Annotated in this window: 16 protein-coding genes; 9 read left to right on the top strand and 7 right to left on the bottom strand. The window is 61.0% G+C overall.

The genetic code is table 11. The features are described 5' to 3' along the window. Positions 1–54 precede the first annotated feature (54 nt). Genes LXM96_RS08020 through LXM96_RS08010 form a run of 3 tightly spaced genes read right to left on the bottom strand, consistent with a single transcriptional unit; the run spans position 55 to position 2,157 of the window. Positions 55–1,008, bottom strand: a complete 954-nt coding sequence (locus tag LXM96_RS08020; protein WP_239997880.1) for an acetyl-CoA carboxylase carboxyltransferase subunit alpha — start codon at positions 1,006–1,008, stop codon at positions 55–57. Positions 1,009–1,050: 42 nt separating this feature from the next. After that, positions 1,051–1,995: a site-specific tyrosine recombinase XerD gene (xerD, locus tag LXM96_RS08015; RefSeq protein WP_239997879.1), complete on the bottom strand. Its 945-nt coding sequence runs from the start codon at positions 1,993–1,995 to the stop codon at positions 1,051–1,053. A 6-nt stretch (positions 1,996–2,001) separates the two neighbouring features. Next, positions 2,002–2,157 carry a hypothetical protein gene (locus LXM96_RS08010; RefSeq protein ID WP_239997878.1) on the bottom strand — a complete coding sequence of 52 codons (156 nt, stop codon included), beginning with the start codon at positions 2,155–2,157 and terminating at the stop codon, positions 2,002–2,004. A gap of 155 nt (positions 2,158–2,312) precedes the next feature. Between LXM96_RS08010 and LXM96_RS08005 the strand changes: the two genes are divergently transcribed. Genes LXM96_RS08005 through LXM96_RS07995 form a run of 3 tightly spaced genes read left to right on the top strand, consistent with a single transcriptional unit; the run spans position 2,313 to position 5,343 of the window. Further along, the gene (locus tag LXM96_RS08005) at positions 2,313–2,906 is read left to right on the top strand and encodes a shikimate kinase (RefSeq protein WP_239997877.1); all 594 of its coding nucleotides are present in this window, start codon (positions 2,313–2,315) and stop codon (positions 2,904–2,906) included. Further along, the gene (gene aroB / locus LXM96_RS08000; protein ID WP_239997876.1) at positions 2,903–4,030 is read left to right on the top strand and encodes a 3-dehydroquinate synthase; all 1,128 of its coding nucleotides are present in this window, start codon (positions 2,903–2,905) and stop codon (positions 4,028–4,030) included. Before LXM96_RS08005 ends, aroB begins: the two co-directional genes overlap by 4 nt. Before the next feature lie 8 nt (positions 4,031–4,038). Beyond that, on the top strand, positions 4,039–5,343 hold the full coding sequence (locus LXM96_RS07995) for an HlyC/CorC family transporter (RefSeq protein WP_394801916.1): 1,305 nt from the start codon (positions 4,039–4,041) through the stop codon (positions 5,341–5,343). A gap of 3 nt (positions 5,344–5,346) precedes the next feature. Here the strand turns inward: LXM96_RS07995 and LXM96_RS07990 are convergent, their stop codons facing one another. After that, positions 5,347–5,628 carry a BolA family protein gene (locus tag LXM96_RS07990; protein WP_239997875.1) on the bottom strand — a complete coding sequence of 94 codons (282 nt, stop codon included), beginning with the start codon at positions 5,626–5,628 and terminating at the stop codon, positions 5,347–5,349. A 101-nt stretch (positions 5,629–5,729) separates the two neighbouring features. Here LXM96_RS07990 and LXM96_RS07985 point away from each other — a divergent pair, with 101 nt between their 5' ends. Genes LXM96_RS07985 through LXM96_RS07970 form a run of 4 tightly spaced genes read left to right on the top strand, consistent with a single transcriptional unit; the run spans position 5,730 to position 10,307 of the window. Continuing rightward, positions 5,730–6,356, top strand: coding sequence for a J domain-containing protein (locus tag LXM96_RS07985; RefSeq protein WP_239997874.1), 627 nt, complete (start codon positions 5,730–5,732; stop codon positions 6,354–6,356). Between the two features lie 60 nt (positions 6,357–6,416). Beyond that, the gene (gene cobS / locus LXM96_RS07980; RefSeq protein ID WP_239997873.1) at positions 6,417–7,409 is read left to right on the top strand and encodes a cobaltochelatase subunit CobS; all 993 of its coding nucleotides are present in this window, start codon (positions 6,417–6,419) and stop codon (positions 7,407–7,409) included. 13 nt (positions 7,410–7,422) lie between these two features. Further along, positions 7,423–9,309 carry a cobaltochelatase subunit CobT gene (gene cobT / locus LXM96_RS07975; RefSeq protein WP_239997872.1) on the top strand — a complete coding sequence of 629 codons (1,887 nt, stop codon included), beginning with the start codon at positions 7,423–7,425 and terminating at the stop codon, positions 9,307–9,309. Positions 9,310–9,323: 14 nt separating this feature from the next. Continuing rightward, positions 9,324–10,307, top strand: a complete 984-nt coding sequence (locus tag LXM96_RS07970) for an esterase-like activity of phytase family protein (protein ID WP_394801922.1) — start codon at positions 9,324–9,326, stop codon at positions 10,305–10,307. 24 nt (positions 10,308–10,331) lie between these two features. On the opposite strand, the gene LXM96_RS07965 is transcribed toward LXM96_RS07970, so the two are convergent. Both LXM96_RS07965 and rpmB read right to left on the bottom strand, forming a co-directional pair. Continuing rightward, entirely contained in the window at positions 10,332–10,973 is a 642-nt protein-coding gene (locus LXM96_RS07965) for a queuosine precursor transporter (RefSeq protein ID WP_239997870.1), read from the bottom strand. A 109-nt stretch (positions 10,974–11,082) separates the two neighbouring features. Continuing rightward, on the bottom strand, positions 11,083–11,382 hold the full coding sequence (gene rpmB, locus LXM96_RS07960; protein ID WP_239997869.1) for a 50S ribosomal protein L28: 300 nt from the start codon (positions 11,380–11,382) through the stop codon (positions 11,083–11,085). 247 nt (positions 11,383–11,629) lie between these two features. Between rpmB and LXM96_RS07955 the strand changes: the two genes are divergently transcribed. Further along, the gene (locus LXM96_RS07955) at positions 11,630–12,403 is read left to right on the top strand and encodes a DUF3108 domain-containing protein (protein WP_239997868.1); all 774 of its coding nucleotides are present in this window, start codon (positions 11,630–11,632) and stop codon (positions 12,401–12,403) included. A gap of 26 nt (positions 12,404–12,429) precedes the next feature. After that, positions 12,430–13,323 carry an aromatic amino acid exporter YddG gene (gene yddG / locus LXM96_RS07950; RefSeq protein WP_317208203.1) on the top strand — a complete coding sequence of 298 codons (894 nt, stop codon included), beginning with the start codon at positions 12,430–12,432 and terminating at the stop codon, positions 13,321–13,323. Positions 13,324–13,330: 7 nt separating this feature from the next. On the opposite strand, the gene LXM96_RS07945 is transcribed toward yddG, so the two are convergent. Next, positions 13,331–13,756 carry a cupin domain-containing protein gene (locus tag LXM96_RS07945; protein ID WP_239997867.1) on the bottom strand — a complete coding sequence of 142 codons (426 nt, stop codon included), beginning with the start codon at positions 13,754–13,756 and terminating at the stop codon, positions 13,331–13,333. Position 13,757: the final 1 nt, after the last annotated feature.

Here is a 13,757-nt window from a genome sequence, read left to right as displayed (position 1 = left end):
CGGCTTCCCGCAACCATCCGTGAAAATCAGGCGATTTAGAGGCGGCGAGCGATATTAGAGGTTGCGGCCGATCTGCAGGAACTTCTGCCGACGGGCATTTCGAACCTCTTCACCTGACATTCGGCCGAGCTCCTCAAGAGCGGTGCTAATGACGTCCCCCGTGGCGTGGATCACCGCCTGCGGATCGCGATGGGCCCCTCCGGTGGGCTCCGCGATGATGTCGTCGATGACGCCCAACTCCCTGAGGTCCGCTGCAGTGATACGCATGTTGGTCGCGGCTTCGCGGGCCCGCGTGGAATCGCGCCAGAGGATCGAAGCTGCTCCTTCCGGAGAGATCACCGAGTAGATGGAATGCTCCAGCATATAGACGCGGTTGCCGGTTGCTATGGCGATGGCGCCGCCCGACCCACCTTCACCGATCACGACGGAGACCATCGGCACCGTGAGCGCCAGGCACATCTCCGTGGAGCGCGCAATCGCCTCAGCCTGACCACGTTCCTCGGCGCCTACGCCCGGATAAGCGCCTGCGGTGTCGATGAGGGAGATCACCGGCAGGCCGAACCGATCAGCCATCTCCATGACACGGATCGCCTTGCGATAGCCTTCGGGGCGCGGGCTGCCGAAGTTGTGCTTGAGGCGGCTTTTGGTGTCGTGGCCCTTTTCCTGGCCGATAACGGCGACCGGCTGGCCGCGAAAGCGGGCAAGCCCTGCCTGAATGGCGGCGTCCTCGCCGAAGCTGCGATCACCGGCAAGCGGCGTGAAATCGGTGAACAACTGGCCCGCGTAGTCGACGAAGTGAGGCCGCTGCGGATGTCGCGCGACCTGCGTCTTCTGCCAGGCATTCAGCTTGGCGTAGATCTCTTCCATGGCCTCGCGAACTCGGACTTCGAGGCGAGTAACCTCGTCGGAGGTATCGATGCTCTCGTCTTCGGCGGCGATCTTCTTTAGCTCGTGGATCTTTGCCTCGAGGTCTGAGATTGGCTTTTCGAAGTCGAGATAAGTCTGCATTGGATCCGTGTTCCGATGGTTCTGGCCGCGCCGGCGGGCCCTCTATTCCCGGTTTTTCGCCAGTTTTGCAAGGGGGTGGTGCGTTTGCACCAGTTGTTGGAGCCTCTCTTCGAGTACGTGGGTATAGATCTGTGTAGTGGAAATGTCCGAATGACCCAGCAGTTCCTGCACGACGCGAAGGTCAGCGCCGTTCTCGAGAAGGTGGCTGGCGAAGGCGTGGCGCATCACGTGCGGCGATATGGCTGCCGTGGGAAGGCCGGCGCGGGCGGCGAGGGCCTTAAGGTCTCGCGCGAACACCTGTCTCGGCAGATATCCCTCCTTTCCGCTGGAGGGGAAGAGCCAGTTACTGTCGGTGTCGTCCTTGCCAGCAGCCTTGCGCGCCTCTCCATAGCGTCGCAGCGCCTCGATTGCCGAGCGAGACAGCGGCACGAGCCTTTCCTTGTTGCCCTTGCCGCGAATGATCAGGAAGCGCCCCTCCTGGCCAAGCACCCGTGCGGGCAGTGAAACGAGTTCGCTGACGCGCATGCCGGTCGCATAGAGCAGTTCGAGCAGCGCCAGCATGCGCAGGCGTGTGAGCTGGCCCGGCGACGGGTCATTGGCCTCTGCTGCGGCCAAGTCCAACAGGCGGGTCACGTCCGCCTCGCTCATGATCTTGGGAAGCGCCCGTGCCTTCGTTGGGCTGTCAAGGATGGCGCTCGGGTCGTCACCGCGCAGCCCTTCTGCGTAAAGAAACTTGTAGAACTGCCGCATCGCCGACAGCCGTCTCGCCTGAGAGCTCGCCGCGAAGCCGCTTTGAGCAAGCTCGGAAAGATAGGCGCGCAGGTCGGCGGCGTCCGCCTCTAAAGGGGACCTCTTTCGACCGGCAAGGAATTCGTGGAGATGATCGAGGTCGCGCTGATAAGACACTAAGGTATTGGCGGCGGCACCGCGCTCGGCACTTATCATCTCCAGGAAAGCTTCGATATGAGCGCGCGTCAGCGTTCCCACGCCCTGTCACTCCTGCGGGGCGGGATTGAGCCGTTCGGACGGAATTCGAACGGTGACGTCGCGTTCGCGAGGCTCGACGAGGAAGACCAGCGCCAGCATGCTCCCATAGATGATCCCAGCGATCACAGCCAGAATGAACAGGAAGCGAAACAGAGTGGGCATTGAACGGAATTCCTTCGCGAATCCTGCTGAAGACGACCGGCAGTATATGCGAAAAGGCTGCGCAGCATGCAAGTTTCAGTCCGACTTTGGACGCGTGCATGGCTTGACGGTCGGGACCCATTTGTCGATACCCTTCGGCAAATGGATTGTGAACGATGAACGACCTTTCAGCACCCGCGATGGGACTGTCTCTGGCTCAGAAGGCTCGCGCAGCGCTGGGCAAGCGAAATCTCGTCTTCGTCGGGCTGATGGGAGCGGGCAAGTCCGTGATAGGGCGGATGGTGGCCCAGGCGCTGTCCCTGCCCTTCATCGATACCGATGCCGAGATCGAGCGTGTGTCGCGCATGACGATCGCGGAACTCTTCGCAGCCTATGGGGAGGCTGAATTCCGATCGCTTGAAACCCGCGTGATCGCCCGACTTATGGAGGGTGGCCCGCGCGTGGTCTCCACCGGCGGCGGAGCTTTTATCAACGAGAACACCCGTCAGGTCATCCGCAGTCGTGGCGTTTCCGTCTGGCTGGCCGCTGACCTCGACGTGCTCTGGGAGCGGGTAAACAAACGGGATCACCGGCCGCTTCTGAAGACCGAGAACCCGAAGGCGACGCTCGAGACCCTGATGAAGCAGCGGTACCCGATCTACGCATTAGCGGATCTCACGGTGCAATCGGGCCATGTGCGTAAGGAAGCCATGGTGACAAATGTCCTTTCCGCCTTGGCAAGTGCGGAGAAGAAAGGTGACGGAGAATGAATGGCACCGCGTCCAGAGCCGATGAACGGCTGGTCCATGTTCCTCTGGGAGAGCGTGCCTACGACATCCTGATCGGTCCAGGCATGATTGCCAGGGCCGGAGGTGAGATCACCGCACGGCTTAAGGGGCGACGTGCTGCCATCGTCACCGACGAACATGTGGAGCCTCTCTATCTTGCGCAGTTGATGGACAGCCTCCAGACCGACGGGATCGAGGCTGTCTCGCTGACGCTTCCGGCGGGCGAGAAGACGAAAAGCATGGATGGCCTTGCGGCCGTGACGGACATGATGCTTGCGGCCCGGATTGAACGCGGTGATGCGGTAATCGCTTTGGGGGGCGGCGTCATTGGTGACCTAGCGGGCTTCGCTGCCGGCATCGTGCGCCGCGGGGTCCGCTTCATTCAGATTCCGACAACCTTGCTGGCGCAGGTGGATTCCTCGGTCGGAGGCAAGACCGGCATCAATACCCGGCATGGCAAGAACCTGCTCGGTGTCTTTCACCAACCGGATCTTGTGTTGGCCGATACCGCGGCTCTCGACAGTCTTTCGCCCCGCGAATTCCGCGCCGGCTATGCCGAGGTGGTAAAGTATGGTCTCATTGACAAGCCCACCTTCTTCCACTGGCTGGAGAAGAACTGGACGAAGGTCTTGGAGGGCGGGCCGGAGCGGATCGAAGCCATTGCGATCAGCTGTCAGGCCAAGGCCGACGTCGTGGTGGAAGATGAGCGGGAGACAGGGCGGCGGGCACTTCTGAACCTTGGGCATACCTTCGGCCATGCGTTGGAAGCAGCGACGGATTTCGACAGCAGCAGGCTTGTGCACGGGGAGGGCGTGGCGATCGGCATGGTGCTCGCGCACCGATTCTCGGCCCGCCTGAACCTGGCGAGCCCCGACGATGCGCAACGTGTTGCCGCTCATCTTTCGGCTGTAGGTTTGCCTACGAAAATTGCGGATATTGAAGGGTCCCTGCCTCCGACCCAGATGTTGATGGATGCGATTGCGCAGGACAAGAAGGTGAAGAGCGGCAAGCTCACCTTCATCCTTACGCGCGGGATCGGCCAGTCTTTCGTCGCCGATGATGTACCGGCGTCAGAGGTGCTCCGTTTCCTGGAAGAGATGCGCTAGGAGATATCGTGGAAGCCTTCCTTTCTATCGTCGCCGAATACTGGCTCACCTTGTTGTCGATCATCGTGCTGATCGTGGCATCGGGTTTCTTTTCTGGATCGGAAACTGCGCTGACGGCGGCCTCGCCCGCGCGCATGCACACGCTGGAGAGCAACGGGGATACAAGGGCTGGCACGGTCGGTATGCTGATCAAGCGCCGCGACCGCCTCATCGGCGCTCTGCTGATCGGGAACAATCTTGTCAATATTCTCGCATCTGCTTTGACGACAAGCCTGTTCCTGGCGGTGTTCGGGGATTCGGGTGTTGCTTTCGCGACCCTGCTGATGACCGCCCTGCTGGTGGTTTTTTCGGAGGTGCTGCCGAAAAGCTGGGCCATTTCTGCGCCCGACCGGTTTGCGATGTTCGTCGCCCCGTTCGTGCGGATGTTCGTCGCCGTCGTTGGTCCGCTGTCCAGTGCAGTCAACGCCATCGTTCGCGGAATTCTTGCCATCTTCGGCGTCAACCTCTCGAAGGAGGCCTCTATGCTCTCCGCGCATGAGGAACTGCGCAGTGCACTCGACCATCTGCACCGCGAGGGCGGCTTCAAAAAGGCGGATCGTGATCGGGTCGGCGGACTGTTGGATCTTGAGGAGCTTGAAGTTTCCGACATCATGAAGCATCGGACGGTGATGCGGGCCGTCAATGCGGACGATCCGCCTGAGGTGGCCGTTCGGACGGTACTGGAAAGCCCGTTCACCCGCATGCCCGTCTGGCGCAATTCGACCGAGAACATCATCGGCGTCGTCCATGCCAAGGATCTGTTGCGGGCGCTCGCCGAGCCAAATGTCGAGCCGGAAAACCTTGACATCGTCAAAATTGCTCAGAAGCCGTGGTTCGTTCCCGACAGCACGACCCTCAAGGATCAGCTCAACGCCTTCCTCCGGCGCAAGGTGCATTTCGCGGTGGTCGTTGACGAGTATGGCGAAGTGCAAGGTATCGTGACGCTGGAGGACATCCTCGAAGAGATCGTGGGCGACATCGCCGACGAGCACGATCTTGAAATCCAGGGCGTGCGCCAGGAGGCAGACGGCTCGATCATCGTCGACGGCTCGGTGCCGATCCGCGACCTCAATCGCGCGCTCGACTGGGATTTGCCGGACGAGGAAGCGACTACCATCGCCGGGCTGGTCATTCACGAATCAAAGCTCATCCCGCAGGAGCGGCAGGCTTTTACCTTCTACGGAAAGCGCTTCATCGTGATGAAGCGGGAGAAGAACCGCATCACGCGGCTGCGTATCCGCCCGGCCGATTCGGTCGACCTGCCGGCTGAGTAGCGCCTACCAGCGCGTCGGCTCGCCCGGTGCTGCAGCTTCCACGGCAAGAGCATGGAGACCCGCGTCCAGTTCCGGCTTCAGCAGTTCGTTGACCGCCCTGTGCCGCTCCAGCCGGCTCAGCCCCTCAAATTTTTTCGCAACGATGCGGACCCGCATATGGGTTTCGCCAGTTCCATCGAAACTCGGCTGGTGGCCGGCATGGTGGTGGCTTTCGTTGATCACCTCCAGCCGCTCAGGAGCAAGACCATTCTGCAGCAGCGTTTCGATGCGGGATTTTACGGACATGATCGGCCTCTGGAGAACGTCGAAGGGCATCCCAGAAACCAGCAAGAAAGGGGTTTGTCAATTCTTGTTCGCCCCCCTCCTGCACCCCATAATGAGGTCAAATGAAACTGGATTCCAAATATTTCGACCGGATACGGACGCGCCGAAAAGCTCAGCAGGAGACGGTGGCTGAGGCCCCTACCTGCCAGTGGGACGGGTGCGATCGTCCGGGCGTGCACCGCGCGCCGGTGGGGCGCAATGCTGAGGGGCAGTTCTTCCTGTTCTGCTTCGAGCACGTCAAAGAGTACAACAAGGGCTACAACTACTTCTCCGGTCTCTCCGACACGGAAATTGCCCGCTACCAAAAGGAAGCCATCACCGGCCATCGCCCGACCTGGACGGTCGGTGTCAACAAGTCGGCGAAACACGCGCCCTTGCACTCGACGCTGCGGTCGGGATCGGCCGCCTCCAGTCACAGGATCAAGGATCCCTTCGGCTTCGTCGCCGAAGGACGCGGGGCGGGATCCCGCATGCAGCCGCAGGCGCGCAAGCTCAAGACGCTGGAAGCGAAGGCGTTCGACACCATGGGTCTTGCCGGCAATGCGAATGCGACCGAGATCAAGAGCAGGTATAAGGAATTGGTGAAGAAGCATCACCCGGATGCCAATGGCGGCGACCGCGGCTCCGAAGAACGTTTTCGGGCGGTGATCCAAGCATACCAGTTGTTGAAGCAAGCGGGTTTCTGCTAAGCCGTACTGCAACTGGCAGAGGACTGACGGCCGGGCGGTGGCTCGTGCCTTGGAGAGATAATGAGCAAGATCGATCTTGATATTACCAATCTTCCCGACACCACGGTTTCGGTTCGGGACGTGTTCGGCATCGACACCGATATTCAGGTCCCAGCCTATAGCAAGGGTGACCCTTACGTCCCGGATCTCGACGCCGACTATCTGTTCGACCGCGACACGACGCTCGCCATCCTGGCGGGCTTTGCCCATAACCGCCGTGTCATGGTCTCCGGCTACCACGGTACCGGCAAGTCCACCCATATCGAGCAGGTTGCGGCGCGCCTAAACTGGCCGTGCGTGCGCATCAACCTCGATAGCCATGTCAGCCGTATCGATCTCGTCGGTAAGGACGCCATTGTGCTGAAGGACGGGAAGCAGGTTACTGAATTCAAGGATGGTATTCTGCCGTGGGCGTATCAGCATAACGTCGCGCTTGTGTTCGACGAATATGATGCTGGTCGACCGGACGTTATGTTTGTCATCCAGCGTGTGCTAGAAGCCTCCGGTCGCTTGACGCTTCTCGATCAAAGCCGGGTTATCCGTCCGCATCCCGCCTTCCGCATCTTCGCAACGGCCAACACGGTGGGTCTTGGCGATACGACCGGCCTCTATCATGGGACCCAGCAGATCAACCAGGCGCAGATGGACCGTTGGTCGATCGTGACGACGCTCAACTACTTGGCGCACGACAAGGAAGTCGACATCGTCGCAGCCAAGGTGAAGAGTTTTGGCAAGACGGCCGAGGGCCGCGAGACGGTTTCCAAGATGGTGCGGGTCGCTGACTTGACCCGCTCCGCCTTCATGAACGGCGATCTTTCGACGGTGATGAGCCCGCGTACGGTCATCACCTGGGCGGAAAATGCGGAGATCTTCGGCGACGTCGCCTTTGCCTTCCGGATCACCTTCCTCAACAAGTGCGACGAACTGGAGCGTACGCTGGTGGCCGAACAGTACCAGCGGGCATTCGGTGTCGAGCTGAAGGAGAGCGCGGCCAATATCGTACTCGGAGCCTGAGGCAGCACAGCGGATGGCAGGACGCGGAGACAATTTGAAAGGCAAGGCGGGCGGCCCTGTTGATACGGAGCCGTTGCGGCAGGCGATTACGGGCTGCGTGCGCTCGATTGCGGGCGAGAACGAGATCGAGGTCAGTTTCAGCAACGACCGCCCCGGCCTTTCTGGCGATCGCGTTCGCCTGCCGGAAATCTCCAAACGTCCGACGGCTCACGAGATCGCAGTAACGCGTGGGCTTGGGGACTCGATGGCGTTGCGACTTGCCTGCCACGACACGTCTGTGCACGCTACTCTCTCGCCACAAGGAGCGGACGCCCGTAGCGTCTTCGACGCCGTCGAGCAGGCGCGCGTGGAATCGCTTGGGGCGTTGCGTATGAGTGGGGTGGCCTCCAACCTAGACTCCATGAACGCCGAGAAATATGCCAAAGCAAACTTTTCCGGCATAGAGCGGCAGGAAGATGCGCCGCTTGCGGAAGCCATGGCAATGATGGTGCGCGAGAAACTTGCCGGCACCAAGACGCCTTCCAGCGCAGGCAAGGTCCTGGATCTTTGGCGGCCCTTCATTGAGGAGAAGGCCGGGACGGATCTCAACAACCTGAAGGGCGCGATCGAGGACCAGCAGGCCTTCGCCAAACTCGTGCGGCACATGCTTTCTTCCATGCAGATGGCGGAAGATCTGGGCGACGACGAGTCCGAGCCGGAGGAGATGGATAATCCCAACGACGAGGATCAGCCGCGCAGCAACGAGACCGAGAACGAAGAGATCGAAGAAGAGGCAGGTTCTGACGCCGCGCCGGCCGAACAAAGCGAGGCCGCGGACGACGAGCTGGACGAAGGGGAGATGGAAGGCGCCGAGATGTCCGACGACGAGATGTCGGACGAAGCGGAGGATCATTCCGAGACTCCCGGCGAAACGCGCCGTCCGCAAAGTCCCTTCGACGACTTCAACGACAAGGTCGATTACCACATCTTTACGCAGGAGTTCGACGAGGAAGTGCTGGCGGAGGAGCTATGCGACGAAGCGGAGCTCGACCGACTCCGGGCCTTTCTCGACAAGCAACTTGCTCATCTGCAGGGCGCGGTGGGACGTCTGGCTAACCGTCTGCAACGCCGCCTGATGGCGCAGCAGAACCGCTCCTGGGACTTCGACCTGGAAGAGGGCTATCTCGATCCTGCCCGGCTCGTTCGACTGATCATCGATCCGATGCAGCCGCTTTCGTTCAAGAAGGAGCGGGACACGCAGTTCCGCGATACAGTGGTGTCGCTTGTGCTCGACAATTCGGGCTCCATGCGCGGCCGACCGATCACGGTTGCCGCCACCTGCGCGGATATCCTTGCCCGGACGCTGGAGCGGTGCGGCGTCAAGGTCGAGATCCTCGGCTTTACCACCAAGGCCTGGAAGGGCGGACAAAGTCGCGAGCAATGGCTGGCGGGGGGGAAGCCTGCCAATCCGGGGCGTCTCAACGATCTGCGCCATATCGTATACAAATCGGCCGATGCGCCCTGGCGCCGCTCGCGCCGCAATCTCGGCCTGATGATGCGGGAAGGCTTGCTCAAGGAGAACATCGACGGCGAAGCATTGATGTGGGCGCACAACCGGCTGATCGCTCGACCTGAGCAGCGTAAGATCCTGATGATGATTTCTGACGGCGCCCCGGTCGACGACTCAACCCTTTCGGTCAACCCCGGCAACTACCTGGAGCGGCACCTGCGTGCGGTGATTGAACAGATCGAGATGCGCTCACCAGTCGAATTGCTCGCGATTGGTATTGGGCACGATGTCACTCGCTACTATCGCAAGGCAGTGACGATCGTCGATGCCGATGAATTGGCGGGTGCCATGACCGAGCAGCTTGCTGCACTTTTCGAGGAGAGGACGGGCAAAGCGCGGCGGAAAAATTGAAGTCAGGTTCAACGATCTTTCCGCTGTTGGTGACGTCCGCCTTGTTCGTGATTCTCGGCGCCCAGCCGGTAGCCCCATCGACACCCCTCGTGCCGGTCAAAGCCGACCTCATCGAAATTTTTGAGCCGGGTCCGCCGCGCACTTCTTTCGGCCGACTGGAGTTCCTCGGAGGGATTGAGTACTCAGCGTCCGACAGCCGCCTCGGTGGTGTGTCAGCGATTCGCTTTCGCCAGAGCGGCCGAGAATTCATTGCGGTCCTCGACACGGGCGACTGGATGACGGGCGCCATCCTACGGAATAGCAAGGGGCGCCTTGCCGGACTTAGCGATCTATCCATCGTGCCGATGCTCGACGAAAGCGGCAGTCCAGCAGCGAAAGCCGAGATGGATGCCGAAGGCCTGGCGGTCCGGCCAGGGCAGTTGATCGTCAGCTATGAAAGGCAGCACAGAGTTGCCGTTTATCCCGACCCAGGGTTTTTGACCGCGTCACCGCAGGCGGTAAACATGGTCATTCCGAGGCAGGAACTGCGATCCAACGGTGGGATTGAGACGCTGGCGGTTTCTCCGGCGGGAACGCCGCTCGGGGGGAACATCATTGCGGTAGCGGAGAAAAGCATAGATAGCGATGGGCATTTGTTTGCCGCTGTCTTGGATGGTCCCCTGAAGGGGATCTTCAAGGTTGCGAAGGACGAGCCGTGGGCGGTCACCGATGGCGCTTTCCTGCCTGATGGAGACCTCCTGCTGCTGGAACGCCGATTCAGCTTCACCGGTGGTGTGGGCATGCGGATTAGGCGCATCGTTGGCGATACAATCCGTCCTGGCGCTCTAGTGGACGGAGAAATCCTGATGGAAGCCGGCATGGGCGCGGAGATCGACAATATGGAAGGTCTTGACGTGATCGAAGGGCCGAACGGCGAGACACATGTTATCATCGTCTCCGATGACAACAGGTCGTTCCTGCAGCGCAACCTCATGCTGGAGTTCCGGCTGACTGAGTAGCTCGTCAGCCGAAAGAAGCGGCAGTCAGCCTGCCGCCTTCGTGACCGGAGGCATAGGCTTCAGCACGCTCATCAGCGCGCCGTAGGGCAGCAGCATCACGATGCCAACGAGGATCTTAACGCCCAGGTCCCCAAGCGCCCAGGAGGTCCAGCGCGGAGCCTCTGTAGACAGGACGCCCAGGATCGGTGCCCATTCTATGGCGAACGGCTCGTTCGGCCCGAGCACGGAGAATGCCGGCGCGAATGCGAGCGAGAAGAACAATGCCGTATCGATGGCCGAGCCGACCAGCGAGCCTGCAAGTGGAGCGTGCCACCAGGTCTGGCGGCGCAGGCGGTTGAATACCGAGATGTCGAGGAGTTGGCCGAACAGAAACGCCGTTCCCGAGGCGACGGCAATGCGCGGCATCGCCGTCCAAAACGATAGCCCAACGCCGACGACGAAACCCGCCAAGACGACCCGTCTGGCGATCGAAGGTCCGAACTGTCGGTTGGTGAGGTCCGTCACTAGGAAGGCGACGGGATAGGTGAAGGCACCCCAGGTCAGCAGGTCGCCCAAGTTGATCCCGAAGAGGGTGCCTGAGAGCGGGAACTGGACGAAGAAGTTCGACGCGACGACAATGGCCGCCATCAGGAGTGCATAAATGGAGGTATAGCGAAGGTATCGCATTTTTTTATCCTGGGTGATGCCACCAGTTGGAGTTCGACGAAGTTCAAGAGAAAGGGCTTGGCCGGTTTCCCGTCAAGCCCTCCCCGGAACGAATGTAGATGTTCGAAGCTTAAGCGGCAGCCGCAGCTTCAGCCGTCTTCTTGGCGATCTGGCGACGCAGCAGGCGCGCACGCATCGACAGTTCCTTTTCGTCAGCCTTCAGAAGGAAGGCGTCGAGGCCACCGCGATGCTCGACGGAGCGCAGGGCGTGAGCGGAAACGCGCAGACGGTAACGCTGCCCGAGTGCGTCGGAGATCAGCGTGACGTGGCACAGGTTCGGCAGGAACCGGCGGCGCGTCTTGTTGTTTGCGTGGCTGACGTTGTTGCCGGTCTGAACGCCCTTGCCGGTCAGTTCGCACATACGAGACATGGGTACACCTTTGTTGTTCTTCTGCAATCGGATGATACTCCCGGACAATGTCCGACGCGCCGATCCAACTGGTCTGATTGGAAAGTTGCGGTTCTATAGTCAGTGTGTCCCGTCACGTCAAGCCAAACATGGCCGGTGCGCGGAGATTCCGCGTTATCGGAGTCACTCCGGCTATTTGTTGCCATAGTGGCCGCTATATAGTGCGCGACGGGGACATGACGTCTTGCCGGAGAATTGGGGCGCATCCATGGTCGCACGCCGCCGATCGTTCATTGCAACTGCATTTGCAGTACTTCTGCTTGCCGGTCCTGCCGATACGGCCGGGACGCGACATGTCAGCGAGTATGACATCTCACTCGGCATCCTGCCGATTGCGAAGGCCTCATTTGCAAGCGAGTTCGGCGGCAACAATTACGAAATCTCCGGCAGCTTCCGCTCTTGGGGGCTGGCGGAACTGATCAGCAAGATTTCCGCAAAGACCAGTGTCAGCGGGCGCAAACAGGGAGATCGGCTGCAGGCGGAGCAATACAACCTCGTCTACAAGACGGGAAAGCGCACCCGCACCTACGACGTGGTCTATCGCAACGGCAATGTAACGAAGACGGTGATGAGCCCTGAGCCGAAGAAGCGACCAGACAATTGGGTGCCGGTCTCCGACTCCGATCTTCGCTCGGTCCTTGATCCGCTGAGCGGTCTTATCTTTCCTGGCGATGCCAAGGTATGCCCGAGCCGTCTGCCGATCTATGACGGCGAATCCCGCATGGACCTCGTCCTGTCGCCAAAGGGAAGTAAGCCCTTCTCCACGGAAGGTTTCAAGGGCGAAGCAATCGTCTGCGAAATCCGTTACGTGCCGAAATCCGGCTTCCGCCGCGGACGGAGCGATATCGAGTATCTGAAGAAGACGCCGATGGAGATCTGGTTTGCCAAGGCTCAATCGGTGAATGTATACGCTCCGGTTTACGCCCGCATCCCAACGCGGATGGGGGACGTGTATGTCAAGGCGGCCAAGTACGGCGGCTGACGGGGAAACGAGCCACTGGGGGCAAGGTGAGCAAGGTACGCGGTACGCTGATCGGCTTTACTGCCATCCTCATGTGGTCGTTGCTGGCGCTGATGACTGCAGCTTCGGGAAACATGCCGCCCTTCCAGCTTTCGGCCATCACCTTCGCCATCGGCAGCCTGCCTGGCATCATCCTGCTCGCAGCCCGGCCGGAGCGGATGTCTTTGCTCAGGCAGCCAGCCAAGGTGTGGCTCACCGGCGTCTTTGGTCTCTTCGGCTACCACTTCCTCTACTTTACGGCGCTACGCAATGCGCCGGCCGTGGAGGCAGGGCTGATCGCCTATCTATGGCCTCTGTTCATCGTCGTGGGCTCCGCGCTTCTGCCGGGTGAGCGGCTGCGCTGGTACCATGTGGCGGGCGCATTGGCGGGCTTGGCCGGAACGGTCGCAATCGTCTCGCGAAACGGCGTCGCCTTCGACGACCGGTACGCGCTCGGATATGGCGCAGCCTTCCTCTGCGCGTTCACCTGGTCCGGCTATTCGCTCCTCACCCGCCGGTTGGACCGCGTGTCTACCGATGTCGTCACCGGCTTCTGCCTGGCCACCTCGCTGCTGTCGCTGCTCTGCCACCTCGGCCTTGAGACGACCGTATGGCCGATGGGCGCGATTGAATGGCTGGCGATCGTGGGGCTCGGGCTGCTTCCGGTGGGGGCCGCCTTCTACGCCTGGGACTATGGCGTCAAGAACGGCGACATCCAAATCATAGGCGCGGCGAGCTATGCAGCGCCGTTGCTGTCCACCCTGATCCTCGTCGCCAGCGGCTTTGCGGAGCCGGACTGGCGCATTGCGCTGGCTTGTCTGCTGATTACCGGTGGCGCCCTATTGGCCGCGCGAGACATGGTGCGCGGCCGTGCCGCTACGGAGTCAGCGCCGGCGGAGTAGGTAACGTTCAGCTGCTTCCCGGCTCCCAACCGGCCGGTGCCATCTCGAACGCTGCAAAATCGAAACCTGGTGCCACCGTGCAGCCAACCAGGGTAAAGCGGCCGGTCGGCTCCGCCGTCTGCCAGGCGTTTGCGGGCACAATTGCCTGAGGGCGCTCGCCGCGCTCGATGTCAGTTCCCAGCAAGATGGTCTCGCTGGTCGTTCCATCGGTGGAAATCTTCAGCCGAAGTGGATCACCTGCATAGAAGTGCCACGCTTCCGCGGCGTCGTGAACGCGATGCCAGCTCGATCGTTCGCCGGCCTGCAGCAGGTAATAGATTGCGGTGGAATGGCCGCGTGCGCCGCCGTCGGTATCGCGGAAGGTCTCGGCATACCAGCCGCCCTCCGGATGCCTTTGCATCCCCAACGTGCGGATGATCGCTTCCGGATCCATC

Source organism: Rhizobium halophilum, from assembly GCF_021648825.1.
GTDB lineage: Bacteria > Pseudomonadota > Alphaproteobacteria > Rhizobiales > Rhizobiaceae > Neorhizobium > Neorhizobium halophilum.
This window is presented reverse-complemented; position numbering and strand designations above follow the sequence as displayed.

Bases quoted from the DNA above. Each gene is read 5' to 3' on its own strand.
- LXM96_RS08020 (WP_239997880.1), bottom strand. From the start codon at position 1,008: ATGCAGACTTATCTCGACTTCGAAAAGCCAATCTCAGACCTCGAGGCA.
- LXM96_RS08010 (WP_239997878.1), bottom strand. From the start codon at position 2,157: ATGCCCACTCTGTTTCGCTTCCTGTTCATTCTGGCTGTGATCGCTGGG.
- LXM96_RS08005 (WP_239997877.1), top strand. From the start codon at position 2,313: ATGAACGACCTTTCAGCACCCGCGATGGGACTGTCTCTGGCTCAGAAG.
- aroB (WP_239997876.1), top strand. From the start codon at position 2,903: ATGAATGGCACCGCGTCCAGAGCCGATGAACGGCTGGTCCATGTTCCT.
- LXM96_RS07990 (WP_239997875.1), bottom strand. From the start codon at position 5,628: ATGTCCGTAAAATCCCGCATCGAAACGCTGCTGCAGAATGGTCTTGCT.
- LXM96_RS07985 (WP_239997874.1), top strand. From the start codon at position 5,730: ATGAAACTGGATTCCAAATATTTCGACCGGATACGGACGCGCCGAAAA.
- cobS (WP_239997873.1), top strand. From the start codon at position 6,417: ATGAGCAAGATCGATCTTGATATTACCAATCTTCCCGACACCACGGTT.
- cobT (WP_239997872.1), top strand. From the start codon at position 7,423: ATGGCAGGACGCGGAGACAATTTGAAAGGCAAGGCGGGCGGCCCTGTT.
- LXM96_RS07965 (WP_239997870.1), bottom strand. From the start codon at position 10,973: ATGCGATACCTTCGCTATACCTCCATTTATGCACTCCTGATGGCGGCC.
- rpmB (WP_239997869.1), bottom strand. From the start codon at position 11,382: ATGTCTCGTATGTGCGAACTGACCGGCAAGGGCGTTCAGACCGGCAAC.
- LXM96_RS07955 (WP_239997868.1), top strand. From the start codon at position 11,630: ATGGTCGCACGCCGCCGATCGTTCATTGCAACTGCATTTGCAGTACTT.
- LXM96_RS07945 (WP_239997867.1), bottom strand. From the start codon at position 13,756: ATGGATCCGGAAGCGATCATCCGCACGTTGGGGATGCAAAGGCATCCG.